The sequence below is a fragment of the Streptomyces sp. NPDC029296 genome (assembly GCF_055569255.1).
The window spans coordinates 52,300-71,961 of sequence record NZ_JBVHXT010000031.1 but is presented as its reverse complement, the minus strand read 5'-3'; the positions used below and the strand labels follow the sequence as shown (position 1 = coordinate 71,961).

Below are 19,662 nucleotides of genomic sequence, written 5' to 3'. Positions count from 1 at the left end.
TGCGGTTCTGTGGACCACCGATCTTGACACGCCGGTCACACCCGGCGCGGCGAGGCCAGCAGATAGCGGGCCCGCGTCCTGGGCTCGGTGTAGTCGCCCGTCTGCCAGCCGGCCCCCTCCAGCGTCACCGCGCAGGCCGCCAGCAGCGGGGCGTCCGGCGCGTACACCGCGACCGCCTCCGGCTGCGGGGTGGCCCGGACCCGGTACCCGTCCGCGTCCGCGCCCGCCGGAGGGTGTCCGGCCGCCTCCAGCGCGAGCGCGGCGGCCCGTACGAGATGCGTCCGCTCCCAGGCGCAGGGCCGGTCCACGGCGCCGTCCGGATGCGTCATCCGGCGCAGCTCCAGCAGCCCTTGCCACGCGCTGTGCACCTCGCGCCGCCGGGCCGGGCCGGACACCGGCGGTTCCTCCTCGCCGCCGGCCCGGGCCGTGAACACCCCGGTGTCCGGGGCGGCCTCCGCGGGCGGCCCGGGCTCCGCCTCCCGGACGCGATGCCCGGCCGGGGTGAGGAAGTGGTCGTGCGGCGGCCGGGGGTGCCGGACGGCCAGGCCCCGCTTCACCAGCGCCGCGAGCTGGGCCGGCGTGCCGCGCAGCCGCCCGGTCACCGGATCGGCCTCCTCGATCACCCGCCGCTGCGCGGCGGTCGGCGGTCGCGTCACGGCTGCTCCTTCCGGCACCGCTCACTCGGGGCCCCGCCCGCACGGACGGCCGCCCGGGCCCGGCACAGGCCCTGGCCGTAGCGTACGACCGGGGACCGACAACGACCCGGGCGCGGCGGAACGTCACCCCCGCCCGCACGGCGGGGCGGCGGCCCCCGCTACTGCGGTGGCCGGATGTTCCAGCCCGCCACCACCGGGCGGCCGTGTTCCGTGCCGAGGCGGCACAGCGCGCCCGTGGCCAGCTGGAAGAGGGCGCCGTGCCGGGGTGACAGGCCCAGGCGGCGGGCGGTGAGGACGCGGAGGAAGTGGCCGTGGGCGATCAGTACGACGACCCCCTCCGTGTTGCCGAGGGCGGCGTCGGCCTTGGCCAGCATCCGGTCGGCGCGCTCCCCGACCTGCTCCGGACTCTCGCCGGGACGGTCCGGGGGGCCCGGTGCCACACCGTCGGTGAAGAGGAACCAGCCGGGCCGGCTCCGCTGGATCTCCGGCGTGGTCACGCCCTCGTACCCGCCGTAGTCCCACTCGCACAGGTCGGCGTCGACGCGCGCGTCCGGGATGCCGATCAGCTCGGCGGTCTCCCGCGCCCGCTGGAGGGGACTGACGAAGGCGGCCCCGATCCGGTGCGAGCGGATCAGCGGGACCAGCCGGCGCGCCTCGTCCCGCCCGTGCTCGGTCAGCGGCACGTCGGTCCGGCCGGTGTGCCGCCCGGACCTCGACCACTCGGTCTCCCCGTGCCGGACGATGAAGAGGTCACCCATGACGGCACGGTGTCACAGGGCCCCCGCCGCCCGCAGGACGGACTGCGCCAGACGGCGTTCCGCCGCGTCCGCCACCGTCAGCTCCCGGCCCCCGTGCGGTGCGGGGCGGCCATGGCGATGGTCTCCCCGCACGCGTCGAGCACGGCCGCCTTCCCGTGCGCGTCCGTGACCGGGACGCCCGTGCCGTGGGTGTCGCGCGGCGCCCTGACGGCGGCCTCGTGCTGCCGTACGCACCAGGAGCCGTCCGCGCCCGGTGTGCCGCGGCGGGTGTAGCGGAGGTCCACGGCCACGGCGACGGCCGCGTCGCCGGGCAGCGCGACGGCCGCCGGGCGGCCGGTGCCGGCGCCCTCGATGCCGTCCGCCTTGCCGTGGTGGATCTCCAGGCTCGGGTACCCCGAGAACACGCACGAGCCGGGGCCCTTGTTGACGGCGACGAGACGGGCCCCGGAGCGGTCGCCGTCCCGCCCCGCGCCGCCGTCGTCGCCGTCGAGCAGCGACAGGGTCCAGGTCAGCGAGGCGGTGCGGCAGGGCGGTGCGGTGGCGTCCGGGCCGGCGGTCGTGGTGGTGCCGCAGGCCGTCAGCGCCAGGCCGGCCGCGAGCGGGAGGGCGAGGCCGGCCGTGCGTGCGGTGAGGCCGCCGGCCGGCCGGGTGGTGGCGGGCATCGTTCCCCCTGGAAGTGCGGTGGTGCGGTCAGGTGCCGGGCTGGACCAGCGTGTACTCGGTGCCGAGGGCCTTGGCGCGGGTGTCGGCGTACAGCGTGGTCTCCCCGTCGGACCAGCGCACGACGAGGTCGTCGGCCGGGCCGTCGTGGCGGAAGGCGCCGGCCGTCAGCACCCGGGCCTGCCGCCACAGGCCGTTCGGGCCGCGCATCCGCGACCTGGCGCCGGGCCCCGCCGCCGACGTACCGGTGTACGTGTCGAGCGCGCCGTCGGACCAGCGCACCAGCAGGTCCCCGGCGGCCGTGCCGCCGAAGTCGCCGCCGGTCAGCAGCGCGGCCCTGCTCCACGTGCCGCCCGCCGGAGACAGCCGGACGGAGGTGCCGAGTCCGCCGGTGCCGGCCCCGGGATACAGGGTGAGCCCGCCGTCGGCCCAGCGGACCAGCAGGGCGGTGCCGCCGTCGGCGCGGAACGCCCCGGCGGTGAGCTGGACGGCGTTCTTCCAGGCGGAGCCCGGCGCCGCCATCCGGATCTCCCGGCCCAGCCCGGCGGGGCCGGGCTGCGGGTAGAGGGTGACCTCGCCGTCGGACCAGCGCACCAGCAGCCCGGCCCGGCCGCCGCCGGCGAAGGTGCCACCGGTCAGCGTCCGGGCGTGCGTCCAGGTGGAGTTGGCCTGCCGCAGCCGCTTCTCGGCGCCGAAGCCGCCCCTGCCGTCGCCCGGGTGCACGGTGACCGCGCCGTCGGACCAGACCACCAGCAGATCGCCGTGCCGGTCGCCGGTGTACTCGCCCGACGCCATGAGCGCGGCCTTGCGCCAGCGTCCGGCACCGCCCGGCAGGGAGCCCTTCAGTCCCCGGTACGGGGGCAGGTCGGCGGGCGGTGCCTGGTCGGCGACGGCGTACCCGAGCAGGCGCGCGGCGTCGGCGCCGAACGCGGTGGCGTAGCTGATGTAGTCCGCGTTGGCGTCGTTGCCGCCGCCGTTGTAGCCGCCGAGGTTGCCGATGACGTGCCCGGTGCGGGCGTCGTCCTTGTAATCGGTGATCCACGGGCTGCCGGACACCCCGCCGTAGTAGCCGCCGCAGGTCATCGACAACTGCCGGTAGCCGCGCAACTGCCGGGTCGGCACCGTGCACTTGACCGCGCGTCCGGCGCTGTTGTGCCGGTGGGAGGGGTAGCCGACGACGGTGACGCCCCGGTGGGTGTAGCCGGCGGGCCGGGTGAAGGTCAGCCCGCCGCCCACCGCGTCCTCAAGGGACCTGCCCCACTGGTTGGCCGAGACCCGGGCGAACGCGGTGTCCAGGTCGGACGCGGCCTTCTTGGTGGTGGTCGAGCCCCGGTCGGGTACGTACCGCGGGTCGGTGAAGATCCGCTCGACGGGGAAGATGCCGTACGGCTGCCGGTCGGGGGCCGCGCCCTTCACGAACTTCGGGACGAACAGGTAGGCGCCCTTCATGCTCCGCGCGCAGTGGGCCGCGGTGAGCACGATGTTCCGGGCCTTGGTGTCGATGACGCTGCCGGTGCAGTGCCAGGTGGTGCCGCGCGGTCCGTCGGAGCCGAAGAACGTCCCGACCAGCCGGGTGCCCTTGAACAGGGTGCCCTTGGGCCGGGCCGCCGCGGCGGCCGACGCCGAGGGTGCCGTCGGCGCCGGTGGCGTGTGCCGCGGCGCGTCGAGCGGCCGGGCCCCGGCCATGCGCTCGGCGGTCCAGAACCGCGCGGCCCGCCGCGCCTCCTGCCCCGCGGCCGGCGCGGGCGCGTCGGCCCGCGCGGCCGGTACCGCGACCGCGGTCAGCACCGCGCAGAACAGGGCGAGCACCGCCCCGCGCCCGCCGCGTGCCGCCGGCCGTCCGTGCGCGGCCGGTCTTCCGTACGAGAACACCGCTGTTTCCCCCTGGTCGATGGAGCGGACCGGGGGCGCGGCGGTGCGGCGCGGCGCTGGTCGGGCGCGCACCGGGGGCTCGTCGCGGAAGTCCCCGATCATGCGCGGCGATCTTCGCACAAGCGAGCGAAACGGGCCAACTCGGCTGCCGTCACCGGTTCTCGTACCGCCGTGACCGGCCGCCGTACCGCCGTGACCGGTCTTGCCCGCGGCTCTGCCGCCGTGTCCGGTCCGGCCTACTGCCGGTATCCGGCGAGGAACCTGCCGATCCGGCCGATCGCCGCCTCCAGGTCCTCCGCGTGCGGCAGGGTCAGGATGCGGAAGTGGTCCGGGGCGGGCCAGTTGAAGCCGGTGCCCTGGACCACCTGGATCTTCTCGCGCAGCAGCAGGTCCAGGACGAACTTCTCGTCGTCGTGGATCGGGTGCACCTTGGGGTCGATGCGCGGGAAGGCGTACAGCGCCCCCTTGGGCTTGACGCAGGACACCCCGGGGATCTCGTTCAGTTTCTCCCAGGCCACGGTCCGCTGCTCGTGCAACCGTCCGCCGGGGCGGGTCAGTTCCCTGATGGACTGGCGTCCGCCGAGCGCGGCCTGGATGGCGTACTGCGCGGGCGCGTTGGCGCACAGCCGCATGGAGGCCAGCATGGTCAGGCCCTCCAGGTAGTCCCTGGCGTGCTGCCTCGGCCCGGTGACCACCAGCCAGCCGGAGCGGAAGCCCGCCACCCGGTAGGTCTTGGACAGTCCGCAGAAGGTGAGGACGACCAGGTCGGGGGCGAGCGCGGCGGCCGAGTGGTGGACGGCGTCGTCGTACAGGATCTGGTCGTAGATCTCGTCCGCGAACACCATCAGGCCGTGCCGGCGGGCGAGATCGAGGATGCCCTCGACGACCTCCTTCGGATACACCGCGCCCGTGGGGTTGTTGGGGTTGATGATGACCACGGCCTTGGTGCGGTCGGTGATCTTCGACGCGATGTCGGCCAGGTCGGGGTTCCAGTCGGCCTGTTCGTCACACAGGTAGTGCACGGCCTTGCCGCCGGCCAGCGTGGTGACGGCCGTCCACAGCGGGAAGTCCGGTGCCGGGATGAGGATCTCGTCGCCGTCCTCGACCAGCGCCTGGACGGCCATGGAGACCAGCTCCGAGACCCCGTTGCCGAGGAAGACGTCGTCCACGTCGACGTCCAGGCCCAGGGTCTGGTAGCGCTGGGCGACCGCGCGGCGGGCGGAGAGCACGCCTCGGGAGTCCGTGTAGCCGTGCGCCTGCGGCAGCATCCGGATCATGTCCTGGAGGATCTCCTCCGGTGCCTCGAAGCCGAAGGCCGCGGGATTGCCGGTGTTCAGGCGCAGCACGCTGTGCCCCGCCTCCTCCAGCGCGTTGGCGTGCTCGATCACCGGGCCGCGGATCTCGTAGCACACCTCGCTGAGCTTGTTGGACTGCCGGAACTCCATGGGCCCCTCCGGGAACTCGTGTTGCTTGGTTTTACCAAGTGAGGGCTTGGAAAGTCCAACACCGCGTCTACACTGCGTCGCATGTCACCTCGCCGAAGCTACGACCAGTACTGTTCCGCGGCCCGCGCCCTCGACCTCGTCGGCGACCGCTGGACCCTGCTGATCGTCCGGGAGCTGCTCGCCGGTCCCCGCCGCTACACGGATCTGCACGCGGACCTGCCCGGCGTGAGCACGGACGTACTCGCCTCCCGGCTGAAGGAGATGGAACGCGACGGCCTCGCCACCCGTCGCCGGCTGCCCCCGCCGGGCGCCGCGTACGTGTACGAACTCACCGCACGCGGGCGTCGGTTGCTGCCGGTCCTCCAGGCGCTGGGCAGCTGGGGCGAGGGAGAGCTGGGCGAGCGCAGGCCCACCGACGCGGTGCGCGCGCACTGGTTCGCGTTGCCGCTGCTGCGGGCTCTGGAGGGGGAGGGACTCGTCGAAGTCTGCCTGGAGGAGGGGGAGTTCCACCTCCATGCCGGTGCCGAGGAGGGGCCGGTCTACGGTGACGGACCCGCGCCCGGTACGGCCGACGCGCGCCTGGTGATGGACGCGGCGACCTGCGAGGCCGTCGCCCGCGGCGAACTGTCCCTGCCGGACGCCGTACGGGACGGACGGGTGACGGTGACCGGGGAGAGCGCGCTCGCCAAGGCGCTGCGCGAGGCGTGACGGCGGTGTCGGGGCGGGCGCGGTGCACGCCGCCGCGGCCGGCGTGACGGACGCTGCCGTGGCCGGTGTGGTGAGCCGGTCCGTGGCCGGTGAGGTGGGCCGTGTCGTGGCCGGTGTGCTGGGCCGTCCGGTGGGCCGTGTCGTGGCCGGCGCGGCAAGGGCGAAGGCCCGCCGGGGCGGCAGAGGCGAAGGCCCGCCGGAGTGCTCGGCGGGCCTTCGCCGGATCTCGCGAGGTGTACGGCTCAGGCGCCCGGCGGCACCCGGGACGGCCGGCCCGACCCGCGTGTCAGCGCGTAGCCGCCGATGCCGGCGAGCGCGGCCAGCACACCGCCGATCCCGGTCCACACCCAGCGGTCCGACCACCAGCCGGACGACCAGCCGTCGTCCCGGCCGAAGCTGGACAGCACGGCCTCCTCGGAACCGTCCCCGTCCCGCTCGGACTTGACGGCGATGCCCGGGACGAGCGGCTTGCCCAGCGAGCCGTCGACCGCCGCCGCGCCGCCGATGTCCTTGGAGTCGACGCGCACTTCGGCGCCGACCGGCTGCCCGAGGCCGGCGGCGGCCAGGTTCACCACCGTCAGCCGGACGTAGTACGTCCCCGGCAGCGGGTCGTTGGCCCACGCCTCCGACCAGCCGCGCACCGTACGCAGCACACAGGCCAGTTCGACGGTGCCGGCGTCCGGCGCGGCGGTGCGCGACTGCGCGCCGTACTGGCAGGCCTGGCGGCGCCGCAGCCCGTCGTACACGTCGAGCTGCCAGGTCTGCGAGCCGTGCGTGGCGGGGAGCTTCACCGTCGCCTTGACGGTGGGCCGCTGTCCGGTGTCCGCCGGGAAGGACCAGTACAGGTAGTCGCCGGTGGAGCCGGAGGCGGTGGCCCGTTCGCCCTGCTCGATCTCCGTCGCCGTACGGAACGAGGTGCCCGCCCGCGTGGGCGCGTCACCGTCGGCCGAGGCGCTGGGCGAGGGGGAGGAGTCGGCGGCGGCCGGTCCGGCGGCCAGTCCCAGCGTCAGCAGCGCGGCGCCCAGTACTCGTGTGATCCGCATCAGTTCGTCCTCCATACCGCGAACCGCCAGCGTGACAGCCAGCCCCACAGCAGGCCCGCGAGGAAGCCGGCCAGCACCAGCGCGCCGAGCAGCCACCAGCCGCGGCCGAGGCCGAAGGAGGCCACGTCGTGGTGGCCCGAGGGGCCGTCCACCACGTCCACGGTCAGCTCCAGCGACAGACCCGGGGTGGTCTTCACGCCCGAGGCCGCCGAGAAGGACTGGGTGACCTGGAGGCACACCGTCTCCGCGGGCGCCGAGTCGTCGTCGCTGTCCTGCTTCGGATAGCGCAGACCGGTGGAGATGACGTCCGTACGGCCGGTGCCCGCGGCCTCGCCGCGCACGATCTCCCGTCCGTGCGTGGTCACCGCCCGCAGCAGCACCCCGTAGTGGGGGTTGACGGCCCGGTCGTCCGCCACGCTCACCGAGGCGCGCAGCTCCTGGCCGGGCTCGACGGCCACCTTGTACCAGCGCTGCTGACCGAACTCCTCGCGGTCGGTGTAGAGACCGGAGGTGAGGACCGGGGCCTTCGCGCACCGGTCGGCGCCCTCGGTGGCCACCGGGGTCACCACCGGATCCGCCGCCCGGTCGACCAACTCGCCGACACGGTCGCTCAGTTCCTCCTTGTGCCGGACGTCGGTGTAGGTACCGCCGGTGGCGTCCGCGATGCAGCTGAGCTGGGCGCGGGTCTTGGCGTCCGGCACCAGGCCGAGGGTGTCGATGGTCAGGCCGATGCCCTTGGCCGCTATCTCCCGGGCCACCTCGCACGGGTCGAGCGGCCGGCAGGTGTCCTCGCCGTCGCTGATCAGCACGATACGGCGGGTGCCGTTCCCGCCGTTCAGGTCGTCCGCCGCCTTCAGCAGCGCGGGCCCGATCGGGGTCCAGCCGGTGGGCGCCAGCGTGGCCACGGCCGTCTTCGCGTCGGTCCGGTCCAGCGGGCCGACCGGGTACAGCTGCGCGGTGTCCTTGCAGCCTTCCTTGCGGTCGTCGCCGTGGTAGTTGGCGCCGAGCGTACGGATACCGAGCCGGACCTCCTCGGGCGTCGCGTCCAGCACCTCGTTGAACGCCTGCTTCGCCGCGGCCATCCGGGTGCCGCCGTCGATGTCCCGGGTCCGCATGGAACCGCTGACGTCCAGTACGAGTTCGACCTTCGGAGCGTCCTGCTCCGTCTCGTCGGCGACCGCGCCGGAGGGGAACGCGATCCCGGCGCTCAGGGCGGCGAGCAGCGCACAGACCCCCACCGCCAGCCGTTGTCTTCTGATCATCGCCGGATCCTATTGATCAGACGGGCCGGACTCCAAAACGCCGGGTGGGCCCGGGCGGTGTGCGGCGGAGGCGACGAGAGCGGGCAGGGCCCGGGCCAGAGCCGGCTGCCAGGGGCCGAGCGGGCGCAGCCCCGCCGCCGCCCACCGGGTGTGTCCCAGGGCGCTGTGGGCGGGGCGCGGCGCGGGACGGCCCAGCGCCGCGGTGGTCGTGCGCCGGATCCGCTCCGGCTCCTTGCCCAGCAGCCGGAACACCTCGCGCGCCAGCCGGTACCAGGTCGTCGTGCCCGACGCCGTCGCGTGATAGACGCCCGGCGGCGCGGCACCCCGGACGGCCGTCTCCCCCAGCCGTACGAGAAGTCCGGCCAGCTCCACCGTCCAGGTCGGCTGGCCGTACTGGTCGTCGACGACGTCCAGGGTGGCGCACCGCGCCTCCCGCTCGATCACCGTGCGCACGAAGTTGGGACCGTGGGCGCCGTACAGCCATGCCGTGCGGACGACGTACCCGCGCTCGGGCAGCACCTCGAACACCGCCTTCTCGCCGTCGAGCTTGGTGCGCCCGTAGACGGTGCGCGGTGCGGCCGGGGCCGCCTCCGGGCAGGGAGCGGCGGTGGTGCCCGCGAAGACGTAGTCCGTGGACATGTGCAGCAGTACGGCCCCGGCCGCGGCGCACGCCTCGGCGACATGGCGGGCTCCGTCCGTGTTGACCGCCCGGGTCCGGCCGGTCTGCCGCTCGGCGGCGTCGACGTCGGTCCACGCCGCGCAGTTGACCACGAACGCGGGGCGGGCGGCGCGCACCGCGGCGTACACGGCCCGCCGGTCGGTGACGTCCAGGTCCCGGCGGCCGAGGGCGACGGTGTCCGCCCTTCGGGCGGTCAGCACCCGGACCAGGTCCCGCCCCAGCAGACCTCCGGCACCGGTCACCAGCCACCTGGTCATCGGGACGGGTACCGGGGCAGCAGTCCGCGTGCCCGGGCCTCGGCCAGCGACAGCGCACGCCGGTCCCGGTCGGACAGCACCGCCCCCGCCCCGGCGGGCCAGCGGATGCCGAGGTCGCCGTCGAACGGATCGATGCCGTGCTCGCGCTCCGGGGCGTAGGGGGTGGAGCACAGATAGACCACGGTCGCGTCGTCGGTGAGCGCGGCGAAGCCGTGGCCCAGTCCTTCGGCGAGGAACACCGCCCGGTGCGTACGGTCGTCGAGGGCGACGCCCTCCCACCGCGCGAAGGTGGGCGATCCCGTACGCAGGTCGACCACCACGTCGAGGACCGCGCCCCGCACACAGGTGACGTACTTGGCCTGGCCGGGCGGCACGGCGCTGTAGTGGACACCCCGTACGACGCCTCGGCGGGACACCGAGCGATTGGCCTGGGCCACGGTCATGGTCCGCCCGGTGGCGGCGCGCAGCACGTCGGCACGGAACCACTCGTGGAAGGTCCCCCGGGCGTCGTCGTGGATCCGCGGCTCATGGACCCAGGCACCCTCGATGCTCAGCGCTCGCACGGGACGGGCCTCTCCTCTCACTCGCTGAGCGGTACCCCATCGGACGAGAAGGGAGAGGTCAACGCCGTTTCCGGCCAGTGGAACCGGCATCGGCTCATTGCCGAGAGGGAACCGGCACCGATTCGGGACGCGGCAGCTCCGTCCACAGGTCCCCCCCGCCGTCCGGTGTGAGGCGCATCAGGGTCAGGGCCTTGGCCGGGAGGAGGGAATCGCGCAGGGCGGGGAGGTCCGGGGTGGGGGGGAGGACCGGGAGGGCGGATTCCAGGGCCGCGGCCAGGGCGCGGGCGGAGCCCGCCGTCGCGGCCAGGGCGCCGGCCAGCAGGGAGCCGAAGAGCTTGCGGCGCAGGGCCGTGGCGTCGTCGGTGATCAGGCGGCCCGTGAGGGCGGGCGGGGCGATGCCGTGCCCGGACAGCCGGGCGGGGCTGATCCGGACGTCGGCCAGATCGCGGTAGACCAGCCTCAGCGGAGTGCCGTCCGCCGCCAGCACGACCAGGAGGTTCTGGCCGTGCGCCTCCAGGGCCACCCCGAGGTCCAGCAGGCGCAGGCCCACCGTGAGCGCCAGCCGGGTGAACGCCGCCAGCCAGCCGGGACGGCCGGGCAGCGAGGTGGTGGGGAGCGCGGCCACCGGCACCACCCGCTCGCCCGGTCCCGCGTACACCTGCGGCGACTCCCGCAGCAGCGCGGCCAGATCGGGGGAGTGCGCGGTCGCCGCCGCCAGCGTGCGGGTGAAGTGCAGCAGCCCGTCGGTACGCGCCGTCAACTCCTCGGCGAAGGCCGTCAAAGGCACCGCCGCCCGCACCGAGTACGCGGAGATGTCCCGCACCGACGACGTCAGCCGGGCGCTCAGCGCGGTCTTCACGTGCGGGCCGCCGGGCAGCGCCAGCGTGCGCAGCGACATCAGCGGCCGGGCCGGGCGCCACACGTCGTACGGCCGCTTCAGCACATGCGTGGCCTGCCAGGGGTGCACCGGCAGCAACACCCGTCCGCCATCGTGGAGTTCGGCCGGCCACTGCCCGGCCACCAGGCACTCGGCCGCCGGCACCGACACCGTGCCCAGCTCCACCACCGGCCCGTGCTCCGGGCCGTACGCCAGCTGGTCCGCCGCCGAGAAACCGGGCCGGGACCGGCAGCCCGGGTGGTACGGGTGCCCGTCGGTCACCCGCCGCTCCCACTCCCAGTCCCGCCCCGAGCCTTCGGCGCTCCTCACCGGCCACTCATTCGGGTGATCGGCGCCGGTCCGGGACAGCGCCAGCGACGCCACGCTGTGCGCCAGCTCCGCCGCGAACCCGGCCGCGTGCGGCACCCCGAGGGCGCACATCAGCCGCGCCGGATCGGCGTACCGCTCCCGGTCCAGGTGCACGGCGGTGACGTACGCGGCGGTGGCGTACGGGTCCGCGTGCGGCCCGCGCAGCCGCCGGCCGTCGGCCAGGCGCAGCGTGAGACCGTGCGCGCCGGACTCCCGGCCGGTGACGAACGGCAGCGGCTCGTGGACCAGCGCCCGCCACAGCCGGGTCAGCACGGCGGCCCGGGCGCCGGGCAGCTCCGCCGTGTACCGGGGCAGCAGGCCGGGCCGGACGGCGGCCAGCTCCTCGGCGGTCACGGACTCGGCGGCGATGGCGGCGGCGGTGGCGGGGGCTGGGCGCACGGTCGGCTCCTGGGGTAGGCGGGGCACGGCACGATTGTCGGGGACCGCGCGCGTACGACGGTCGCGGGGATGGCCGGGCACGGCGGTGTCGGGGACGGCCGGGTACGGCAGGGTGGGGAACGGCCGGGCACGGCGGTGTCGGAGACGGTCGGCAGGGCACTCTCGGGACACGGTCGGGTACGGCCGGCGGGGACCGGTCGGGTACGGCTGGGGCATGGGTCGATCGGATACGGCTGCGGCATGGGCCGATCGGATACGGCTGTGGCATGGCCGGTCGGTTCCGGAAGCGTCCCGGGGCCGGTCGGGTGTAGCCGTGTCCCGGGGCGCTCGTGTACGGCCCTCGCGGAACGCGGGCGCGTCCGGTCGGACACGGCGTGTGCGGGAATCGGCCGGATCCGGCTGTGACGGGTGCCCTCGCGTACGGCTGTGGCGGGGGTCGCCCGGACGGCAGCCATACTGATCGTCTCCGGCTCCCCGCCGGCGCACCCGCGTGCGCCGGGACGACTGCGGACCCCTGGACGACGGAACGAATGGAACGCGTGGACCTCACACCCCCCACCGGCGAGGCGGCCCGCCTGGCCGACGCGTACGCGGCGGCCCCCCTGCTCAACTGCCTGCTGCGGGAGGTGGCCGAGCCGCTCCCGGGCGCCGGGGACCGCCGAGTGCACCGGCTGCCGGACGGCCGGCTGCTGCGGGTGCGCGCCGGCCGGCGGCCCGCCGACCCCGAGGTGTACACGGCGGGCACCTGGCACCGCGTCGGCCACCCGGAACTGGTGAAACTGGTCGCGGAGGTGCTGCGCCGGCACACCGGGCTGCCCGGCGGCGACCTGCCCGCCGAGATGATCGACAGCCGGGACGCGGTCGCCGCCCTGCTCACCGCCCGCGCCCGGGCCACGCCGCCGCGGGACCCGTATCTGCGCTCGGAGCAGTCCCTGCTCACCGGCCACCCGTACCACCCGGCCCCCAAGGCGCGCGGCGGCGGCCCGGTCGCGTCCTGGCTGCCGTACGCGCCCGAGGCGCACGCCCGTTTCCCGCTGGCGCTGCTCGGCGTGCGCGAGGACCAGGTGGCCGAGGAGGGCGACACCGGCGCCCTGGACGCCCTCGGCACCGCCCCGCCCGGCTACCGGCTGCTGCCCGCCCATCCCTGGCAGCTCGACCTGGCCGGCCGCGACCTCGCCCCCGCGTTCGCCGACGGCCGGCTGCTGCGGCTCGGCACCACCGCGTTCCCCGTCTGGCCGACGGCCGCCGTCCGCACGGTGTACGAGCCCCGCCGCGACCTGTTCCTCAAATTCAGCCTGGACGTCCGGATCACCAACGACATCCGCCGGCTGTGGCGCCACGACCTCGCCCGGCTGCGCCGTACCGACACGGCCGCCGGGCGTGCCTTCGCGGCGCTGGGCCCGGACGCGGCCTGGCTGAGCGACCGCGGCTACCGCACCGCCGCCTTCGCGTTCGAGGAACTGGCCGTGCTGGTCCGCGACGGGCTGCGCGGCCATCTGCCGCCCGGCGCCACCCCGCTGCTCGCGGCGGGTCTCGCCGAGGGGTTCGAGGGCAGCCCGCTGGCCGCCGCGCAGGACCCGGCCGGCTGGTGGGAGGCGTACCTGCGGCAGGTCGTCCCGCCCGCCCTGACCGCGTTCGACGCCCACGGGGTCGTCCTGGAGGCGCATCTGCAGAACACCCTGGTCGCCGTGGACGCGTCCGGCACGCCCGTGCAGGCGCTGTTCCGCGACGCCGAGGGCGCCAAGCTGCTGCCGGACGTGAGCCGGGCGGCGGGCTGGGAACGGCTGGTGTACTGCCTGGTCGTCAACCACCTCACCGAGATCGCCGGCGCCCTCGCCGACCACCATCCCGGCCTCGACCCGTGGCCGGCCGTCCGCCGCGAACTCGCCCGGCACGACCTGCCCGAGATCCCCGCGCTGCTCACCGCGCCCACCCTGCCCGGCAAGACCAACCTGCTGCTGCGCTGGACGGCCGCGGACGGCGCGGCCGCCCGCTACCTGCCGCTGCCGAACCCCTTGTCGGGCCGCTGACCGTCCACTGACCGGCCACGACGGGACCGCGGCCGGCCGCCGTGCCGTCGTGGCCGATGTTCTCGGCACGTGCGTGGTGAACAGGACGCACTGAGTGACCGGTGCGGGTCGACCGTTTCGGGGCAGCCGTGCGACCCCGTGTCGTGCCCACGCCATCGTCCTCCCGCGCCCCGTTCGGGCCCCGCATCGACGGGGAGGACACCTGCGCACGTGCCTGGGTGGATAGGCGGCGTACGTGGTGCAGGGCGGCGGTCACCCGTCAGGTGCCGGTTGTCTCGTTCAGGTCGACGCGCATCATGTCGTCGGCGAGGCGAGCCGGTGGTGTCGGGCCGTCGGCGAAGGCCGCGATGATCTCGACCGGGGTGCGGGCGCCGAAACGCGCCCACCCACCGTGGCCACCACGCCGACCAGATCCAGGCACTGACCTTGCGCGACGCCGAGCTGGAAACACGCAGTGCCCGTTTCCTCGCCCGAGAAGGGCGCAGCGATCGGCGGCGAAACGGAAAACATGGCTGCCGTGACTTACGGAGGAGGGCACGGCTCATTACCCATGAGACTGATCACCACAAGGGACTGATGCGTCAGCAAGTTGCCGTTGTGATGGCAGGAAGAGGAGCAGCCGACCCGCAGGAACTCCGACTTAGTCATGAAAAATTATAGCTGGGTCGGGTTCGCAAGGCCGGGTGCTCGATCTCAGGGAGACGGAAGAGGCAGACCAATGAGGTTCGTGACCAGTAGGGAAGCAACCCTGGGTACCGACGATGCCTGGGTGATGGAGACGCTCCGGCGCCACGAACCGACTGCCATGGACACACGGCACGCTGTGGTGCTGCATCGAGCCAGCGGCGGCCGCGTCTTCAGCCGGGACGGCCGCTCCTGGCTGGACTGGGGGAGTGGGATCAGCGCGGACACCGGGCAAGCCCATCCCGAAGTGATTGATGCCATCAGCGCGCAGGCCCAGGAAGGTCTGCTGGACGCACACATGTTCCCGACCCGCGTACGCGCCCGCACCGTTCGGGCTCTCACCGAGCTGACCGGTTTTCCGCAGTGCGTCTTGTGCACGACGGGGATCGAGGCGGTCAAAGGCGCGTTGAAGATTTCCCGACGGCATGCAGGTGATCGAACTCGGCGGCCTGTCGTCGTCGTCCTCGATGACGTGTTCCGCGGCTACGCGGCGCAACCGGACGGAGGGACGCCGGACCGCGAGGACGTCTTCCTCCGAGTTCCCTATCCGCGAAGCGGCCTCTCATGGACCGCTCAAGTCATCGAGAAGGCGCTACACAGGATTGGCGCAGGCCCGGGAGACGTGGCGTGCGTTGTCGCTGAGGCGTACCACGGCTCCACGCTGAGCCCGATGGACCCGAAGGCGGGCAATGCCCTGCGCGAATGGTGTACGCGGCATGGAGCCTTGTTGGTCTTCGACGAGAGGCAATCCGGGTTCGGTCGCACCGGTGCGCTCTTCGCCTACGAGCACATCGGAGTCCGTCCCGATCTGCTGCTGTGCGCCAACGGGATGTCCAGTTCACTGCCTGTTTTCGCCGTGCTTGTCGGCGATCCTCGATTCACCGTGAGACTACGTCCCGGGGAACTCACTAGCACCTCCAGTGGAAATCCTGTGGCGCTCGCCGTGGCGGAGGCGAACATCTCGCTCTTCACCGGCGGGAGACTGGTCGTCGAAGCCGCAAAGCGTGGCAGGCAACTAGCCCGGGGGCTCAAGGTGTGGGCTGCCCGGTTGCCTCTCGCTCGCCAGGTTGTCGGAACGATGGGCATGGTCGCCGGCGTCGGGTTCGGAGCCGATGGGTCTCTTGACCGTGAAAGGGCGCAGCGGGTGGTCGACAGGTGTGTGGAGAGCGGTCTGCTGCTTCACGTGCCCCCCGCGAACGGAGGGGCCGTGATCAAAATATTGCCTCCCATCACCACATCCGAGGCAGAGCTCGCGGAAGGGCTGGATCGGTTCATTGCTGCCTCTGATTCGGTTCAACTCGGCCGATGACGACAGTCCACGTCGAAGGCAGCGGCTCCGGAGTCGTCTCAAGTCCACCAGTCACTGACGGCGGCGCCGATACGTGGTCTTCACGAGGCCGTGAGCCGTCTCCGATGCATCGTGGTGACAGAACCAGATTCACATAGCACCATCAGGCGTACGCTCCGCAGTCATGGGGCGCACTTCCCGTTCCCGGCGGGGACGTTGTGCCCAACGGACGGCGAAGGGCGCGGCTATACCCGTAAGGGCGAACAACGCTCCGATGATGTACCAGCCAGGGCGTCCCCAGGCGATGCAGAACGAGATGAGCAGGGTGGGCCCGACGGCTTCCGCCAGGCCCGCGCCCAGGCCGAATACGCCAAGGTACTGTCCGGTGGCATGCTCTGGCGCCAGAGCGAAGGACACCTCGAAACCCGCTGCAGAGTGCCACAGCTCGCCGACCGTATGGACTACCACCCCGCACATGAGCAGAGTCACGGCGGCCCAGACCGGCACCCCGGCGGAGAGCGAGATCAGCGAGCAGGAGACGAGAAATGCCACGCCGGCCCGGCGGTAGGCGTGAGCACCCGCCATGGCGGAAACGATGTTTCGGCTGGCTCTCACCTGAAGGGCGATGACAAGAAGGGTGTTGGCGAGCATGGTGCCGGAAATGAGCCATGGCGGGGCGGTGGTGGCCTCGACCAGCCAGAGCGGGATGGCCACGGTGAGAACCTTGAACTGGATGGCCATGATGCCGTCAAGGGCTGTGACCAGGAGGTAGGGACGGTCCCGCAGGGCGATCCAGCGTGGGCCGTTGGTTGTGGGAACGGGTTTGACCGGTGGCAGGTAGATCAGGACAGCTGCGGCGGCCACGAAGGAGGCCGCATTTCCGATCACCAGAAGCTGGTAGGCGGACTGGGTACCGACCTGCACGACCCAGCCCGCCAGCAAGGCCCCCAGGGAGATGCCGATGTTGGAGACGGCACGAAGATAGCCACGGAACTCCTGCGGCCGCTCGCCCCCGTAACGTCTGATGAGCGGAGAGCGTGCGGCCAGTCCAGCCGCCTTGGCCCCGGTGGCTATGGACACCGTGAGGACGAACGGCCAGAAACTGTCGGCCAGTACGAAGCCGGCGGTCGCCAGCGCTTGGACGACCAAGGTGGTTACGTACACGCCGCGGGCCCCGCGCTTGTCCGCCAGGTGGCCGACGGCGATACCCACGGCCAGCGAGAGGAACCCGGCGATGGCGAGTCCGAGCCCTACCTGCCCCGCCGGGATGTGGGCTGCCTGGGTGAAATACAGGACGCCGGCGGTGAGGTAGAGGCCGCTGCCGACGGTGTAGACGAAGTTGGACGCGGCGATGACGCGTTGCGTTCCGGTGGCCGGTATTAACTGGGACATGGGGTCGCTCCGCGTCCTGAACAGGCATGGTAAGGGGCAATCGATGATAGTGCAGATTACACTTGACGCTGACAGTGCTGCTTCAGCCAAAGAGGGTCTGGCTGATCAGATAGACATTCAGGCCGATCACGAGCGCAGTGATGACGCATGCCACGGCCGTGGTGAGAGGCCGGTTGGCGAGAGGCCCCATCACCTCCCGGCTGCGGGTGAGCAGGACCAGCGGGACCAGGGCGAGGGGAATGCCGAAGGACAGCACGACCTGTGACCAGAGCAGGGCCCGGGTGGGGTCCGCGCCCGCGATCAGGACGGCCATGGCCGGCAGCAGCGTGACGCCCCGGCGCAGGAGGAGCGGCAGCGATCTGTTGAGGAAACCCGACATGATCACTTGCCCCGCGTAAGTGCCGACGGACGAGGACGCGAAGCCGGAAGTCAGCAAAGCGAGGGCAAAGGCAAGAGCTGCTCCCTGACCGAGCACCGTGCCCAGCCCGCTCTGCACCTCGCTGATGGTGTCCCGGCTCTCCCCCGTAAACTGGAAGAGCCGGGCGGCGATGACGAGCATGGCGGCGTTCGCGAGTCCCGCCATCCCCAAGCCGAGCATGACGTCCCGGCGCAGGGACCGGATGACGTGGACCCGCCGGAAATCCGGATCGGCTTGGTCGAGGTCCCGCGTGTGCGCGCTCGTGAGGCTGGAATGCAGGTAAACCACGTGAGGCATGACAGTCGCGCCGAGGATGCCGGTGGCCAGGAGGACGCTGTCGGAGCCCGCGAAACCAGGAACGGTGCCGCCAGCTATGCCGGACAGGTCGAGGCCCGCCAGCAGGGCGTCGAACACGAGCCCCAGGATGATCACCAGAAGCAGCCCCGCCACCGCGATCTCGAACCGGCGATAACCTCTCGACTCAAGCCCGAGCAACGCGAAAGCCGCGGCACCGGTGATGAGCCCTCCGATGGGCAGGGCCAGCCCGAACAGCAGGTCGAGTGCGATCGCGCCACCCACCACCTCGGCCAGGTCAGTGGCGATGGCGACCAGTTCTGCCTGCGCCCACAGCCCCAGCACAACCGGGCGGGGGAAACGGCGGCGGCAATTCTGGGCAAGGTCGTAGCCGGTGGCAAGACCGAGTTTGGCGGACAGCATCTGTACGAGCAGGGCCATGAGATTGCCTGCGAGGACGACCCAGAGGAGGAGATAGCCGAACTGGGAGCCGGCGGCCACGTTGGTGGCGAAGTTGCCTGGATCCACGTAGGCGATTGAGGCGACGAACGCGGGTCCGTACATCATGGCCCGACGCCGAATCGGCTTTGCCGGGGACTCGATGGCCGCCGTCACAGTGGATTCACCTCCATCAGGGTCGGGGGACAGACGGAACAGGTCCGTGCCGCCGCGGGGCCGGGTTCGCGCGTTCAGTCCTGGAGCGCCTGGTCCGCGATGTGTCGAGCGATCTCGAGTGCAGCAGTGGCCGCAGGGGAGGGGGCGTTGAGCACGTGCACCTGGCGGTGGGCCCTGACCTGGAGGAAGTCGTCGACGAGGGTGCCATCGGGGCGCAGGGCCTGCGCTCGTACCCCGGCACCCGCGCGCGTGATGTCCGCGGCCCTGATCTCGGGTACCAGGGCTGTGAGGCTCGAGGCGAACCGGCGCCGGGACAACGACCGCGCGATCTCGGCCGCGGCCGTGCGCCGATATCGCATCGCAAGCCGCCAAAGTCCTGGGTAGCGGGCGGTCGCCGCCATGTCGCGAAGGGAGACGTCCCCCCAGCGGTAGCCCTCGCGGTGAAGCGCGAGGACGGCGTTGGGGCCGGCGTGGACCGTACCGTCCAACATGCGCGTCAGGTGTACACCGAGAAACGGCAGTGTCGGATCCGGTACGGGGTAGACCAGACCGCGGACAAGGTGTCGGGCGCCGGGCCGTAGTTGGTGATACTCACCACGGAACGGGACAATCTGCACCGGCGGCCGGAGCCCTGCCAGACGGGCGATCCGGTCGGCGTGTAGACCGGCACAGTTCACCAGCCGATCGGCGCGCAGGACGCCGTCGGATGTGGCGACCTCGATGCCCAGACCGCGGTTGCGGATGTCCAACACCCGTGTTCCCAGCCGGAGGTCCACTCCAGCTGCGGCGAGTTCCTCGACCAGCCGTGTGCACACACCGGTGAAGTCGACCACTGCTGTGGACTCGATGCGCAGCGCCTTCAGACACGCGACATGCGGTTCCATCTCGGCTGCCTCACGCGGGTCCACCAGCCTCGCAGGCACACCGTTGGCGGCAGCACGCGATGCCAGTTCCTCAAGCGCGGGCAGCTCGGAAGGAGTGGTGGCCACGATGAGTTTGCCACACACGTCCACCGGCACACCGCGGTCCCGGGCGTAGGCCACAATGGAGCGATTGCCTTTCACCGCCAAACGCGCCTTTGCCGAGCCGGGGGCGTAGTAGACGCCGGCATGCGCGACTTGAGAATTGTGGCCGGTTTGGTGCACGCCCCACCGGTCCTCCTTCTCGCACAGCGTCACGCGCGATCCCCTGGAGGCCAGCTCACGGGCGACAGCGAGCCCGATAATGCCACCCCCCACGATCACCACGTGCGGCCGTGACGTACGCGAGCCGCCCGGTGCCCGTCTGTCTTCTGCGGAGTGCACCGCAGATGAGCGTGATGCGGCGAATGTGTCCATAGTCAGCTTCCGGATCAGTTCTGCGCGGGGAGAAATCGGTTCGTGCGGGAGCAGGG

The 19,662-nt window shown here is 72.7% G+C and carries 17 protein-coding genes; 3 read left to right on the top strand and 14 right to left on the bottom strand.

Annotation, left to right across the window (positions count from 1 at the left end):
• Positions 1-35 precede the first annotated feature (35 nt).
• The 5 genes from ACZ4W9_RS25930 to ACZ4W9_RS25910 all read right to left on the bottom strand — a co-directional run bounded on the left by ACZ4W9_RS25930 (position 36) and on the right by ACZ4W9_RS25910 (position 5,391).
• Complete coding sequence (locus tag ACZ4W9_RS25930) at positions 36-656, bottom strand: hypothetical protein (RefSeq protein ID WP_467939791.1); 621 nt, start codon at positions 654-656, stop codon at positions 36-38.
• 158 nt (positions 657-814) lie between these two features.
• Entirely contained in the window at positions 815-1,414 is a 600-nt protein-coding gene (locus ACZ4W9_RS25925; RefSeq protein WP_467939789.1) for a histidine phosphatase family protein, read from the bottom strand.
• Positions 1,415-1,491: 77 nt separating this feature from the next.
• On the bottom strand, positions 1,492-2,076 hold the full coding sequence (locus ACZ4W9_RS25920; protein WP_467939787.1) for a DUF4232 domain-containing protein: 585 nt from the start codon (positions 2,074-2,076) through the stop codon (positions 1,492-1,494).
• 28 nt (positions 2,077-2,104) lie between these two features.
• Positions 2,105-4,048 (bottom strand): trypsin-like serine peptidase, encoded by a 1,944-nt coding sequence (locus ACZ4W9_RS25915; RefSeq protein WP_467939785.1) that lies wholly within the window; start codon positions 4,046-4,048, stop codon positions 2,105-2,107.
• A gap of 134 nt (positions 4,049-4,182) precedes the next feature.
• Entirely contained in the window at positions 4,183-5,391 is a 1,209-nt protein-coding gene (locus tag ACZ4W9_RS25910; protein ID WP_467939783.1) for a pyridoxal phosphate-dependent aminotransferase, read from the bottom strand.
• An 81-nt stretch (positions 5,392-5,472) separates the two neighbouring features.
• Here ACZ4W9_RS25910 and ACZ4W9_RS25905 point away from each other — a divergent pair, with 81 nt between their 5' ends.
• Positions 5,473-6,099, top strand: coding sequence for a winged helix-turn-helix transcriptional regulator (locus tag ACZ4W9_RS25905; RefSeq protein ID WP_467939781.1), 627 nt, complete (start codon positions 5,473-5,475; stop codon positions 6,097-6,099).
• A 242-nt stretch (positions 6,100-6,341) separates the two neighbouring features.
• Here ACZ4W9_RS25905 and ACZ4W9_RS25900 read toward each other — a convergent pair whose 3' ends face one another.
• The 5 genes from ACZ4W9_RS25900 to ACZ4W9_RS25880 form a co-directional block, all read right to left on the bottom strand.
• Positions 6,342-7,142 carry a hypothetical protein gene (locus ACZ4W9_RS25900; RefSeq protein ID WP_467939779.1) on the bottom strand — a complete coding sequence of 267 codons (801 nt, stop codon included), beginning with the start codon at positions 7,140-7,142 and terminating at the stop codon, positions 6,342-6,344.
• Positions 7,142-8,404: a VWA domain-containing protein gene (locus ACZ4W9_RS25895; protein ID WP_467939777.1), complete on the bottom strand. Its 1,263-nt coding sequence runs from the start codon at positions 8,402-8,404 to the stop codon at positions 7,142-7,144. The genes ACZ4W9_RS25900 and ACZ4W9_RS25895 overlap by 1 nt, the downstream gene beginning before the upstream one ends.
• Positions 8,405-8,413: 9 nt before the next feature.
• On the bottom strand, positions 8,414-9,340 hold the full coding sequence (gene rfbD, locus ACZ4W9_RS25890; RefSeq protein WP_467939775.1) for a dTDP-4-dehydrorhamnose reductase: 927 nt from the start codon (positions 9,338-9,340) through the stop codon (positions 8,414-8,416).
• The gene (gene rfbC, locus ACZ4W9_RS25885; RefSeq protein ID WP_467939773.1) at positions 9,337-9,903 is read right to left on the bottom strand and encodes a dTDP-4-dehydrorhamnose 3,5-epimerase; all 567 of its coding nucleotides are present in this window, start codon (positions 9,901-9,903) and stop codon (positions 9,337-9,339) included. The genes rfbD and rfbC overlap by 4 nt, the downstream gene beginning before the upstream one ends.
• A gap of 94 nt (positions 9,904-9,997) precedes the next feature.
• Positions 9,998-11,548, bottom strand: coding sequence for an IucA/IucC family protein (locus tag ACZ4W9_RS25880; RefSeq protein ID WP_467939771.1), 1,551 nt, complete (start codon positions 11,546-11,548; stop codon positions 9,998-10,000).
• A gap of 530 nt (positions 11,549-12,078) precedes the next feature.
• On the opposite strand from ACZ4W9_RS25880, the gene ACZ4W9_RS25875 reads away from it, so the two are divergent.
• Positions 12,079-13,578 carry an IucA/IucC family protein gene (locus ACZ4W9_RS25875; RefSeq protein WP_467939769.1) on the top strand — a complete coding sequence of 500 codons (1,500 nt, stop codon included), beginning with the start codon at positions 12,079-12,081 and terminating at the stop codon, positions 13,576-13,578.
• A gap of 259 nt (positions 13,579-13,837) precedes the next feature.
• Here the strand turns inward: ACZ4W9_RS25875 and ACZ4W9_RS25870 are convergent, their stop codons facing one another.
• A complete protein-coding gene (locus ACZ4W9_RS25870) occupies positions 13,838-13,999 on the bottom strand; it encodes a hypothetical protein (RefSeq protein ID WP_467939767.1) in 162 nt (53 codons plus the stop codon).
• 297 nt (positions 14,000-14,296) lie between these two features.
• Here ACZ4W9_RS25870 and ACZ4W9_RS25865 point away from each other — a divergent pair, with 297 nt between their 5' ends.
• Positions 14,297-15,571 carry an aminotransferase class III-fold pyridoxal phosphate-dependent enzyme gene (locus tag ACZ4W9_RS25865; protein WP_467939765.1) on the top strand — a complete coding sequence of 425 codons (1,275 nt, stop codon included), beginning with the start codon at positions 14,297-14,299 and terminating at the stop codon, positions 15,569-15,571.
• A gap of 129 nt (positions 15,572-15,700) precedes the next feature.
• Here ACZ4W9_RS25865 and ACZ4W9_RS25860 read toward each other — a convergent pair whose 3' ends face one another.
• From ACZ4W9_RS25860 to lhgO, 3 genes are all read right to left on the bottom strand, one after another.
• A complete protein-coding gene (locus ACZ4W9_RS25860; RefSeq protein ID WP_467939763.1) occupies positions 15,701-16,942 on the bottom strand; it encodes an MFS transporter in 1,242 nt (413 codons plus the stop codon).
• Between the two features lie 82 nt (positions 16,943-17,024).
• Positions 17,025-18,269, bottom strand: a complete 1,245-nt coding sequence (locus tag ACZ4W9_RS25855) for an Nramp family divalent metal transporter (protein ID WP_467939761.1) — start codon at positions 18,267-18,269, stop codon at positions 17,025-17,027.
• Positions 18,270-18,343: 74 nt separating this feature from the next.
• A complete protein-coding gene (lhgO, locus tag ACZ4W9_RS25850) occupies positions 18,344-19,513 on the bottom strand; it encodes an L-2-hydroxyglutarate oxidase (protein WP_467939873.1) in 1,170 nt (389 codons plus the stop codon).
• Positions 19,514-19,662 lie beyond the last annotated feature (149 nt).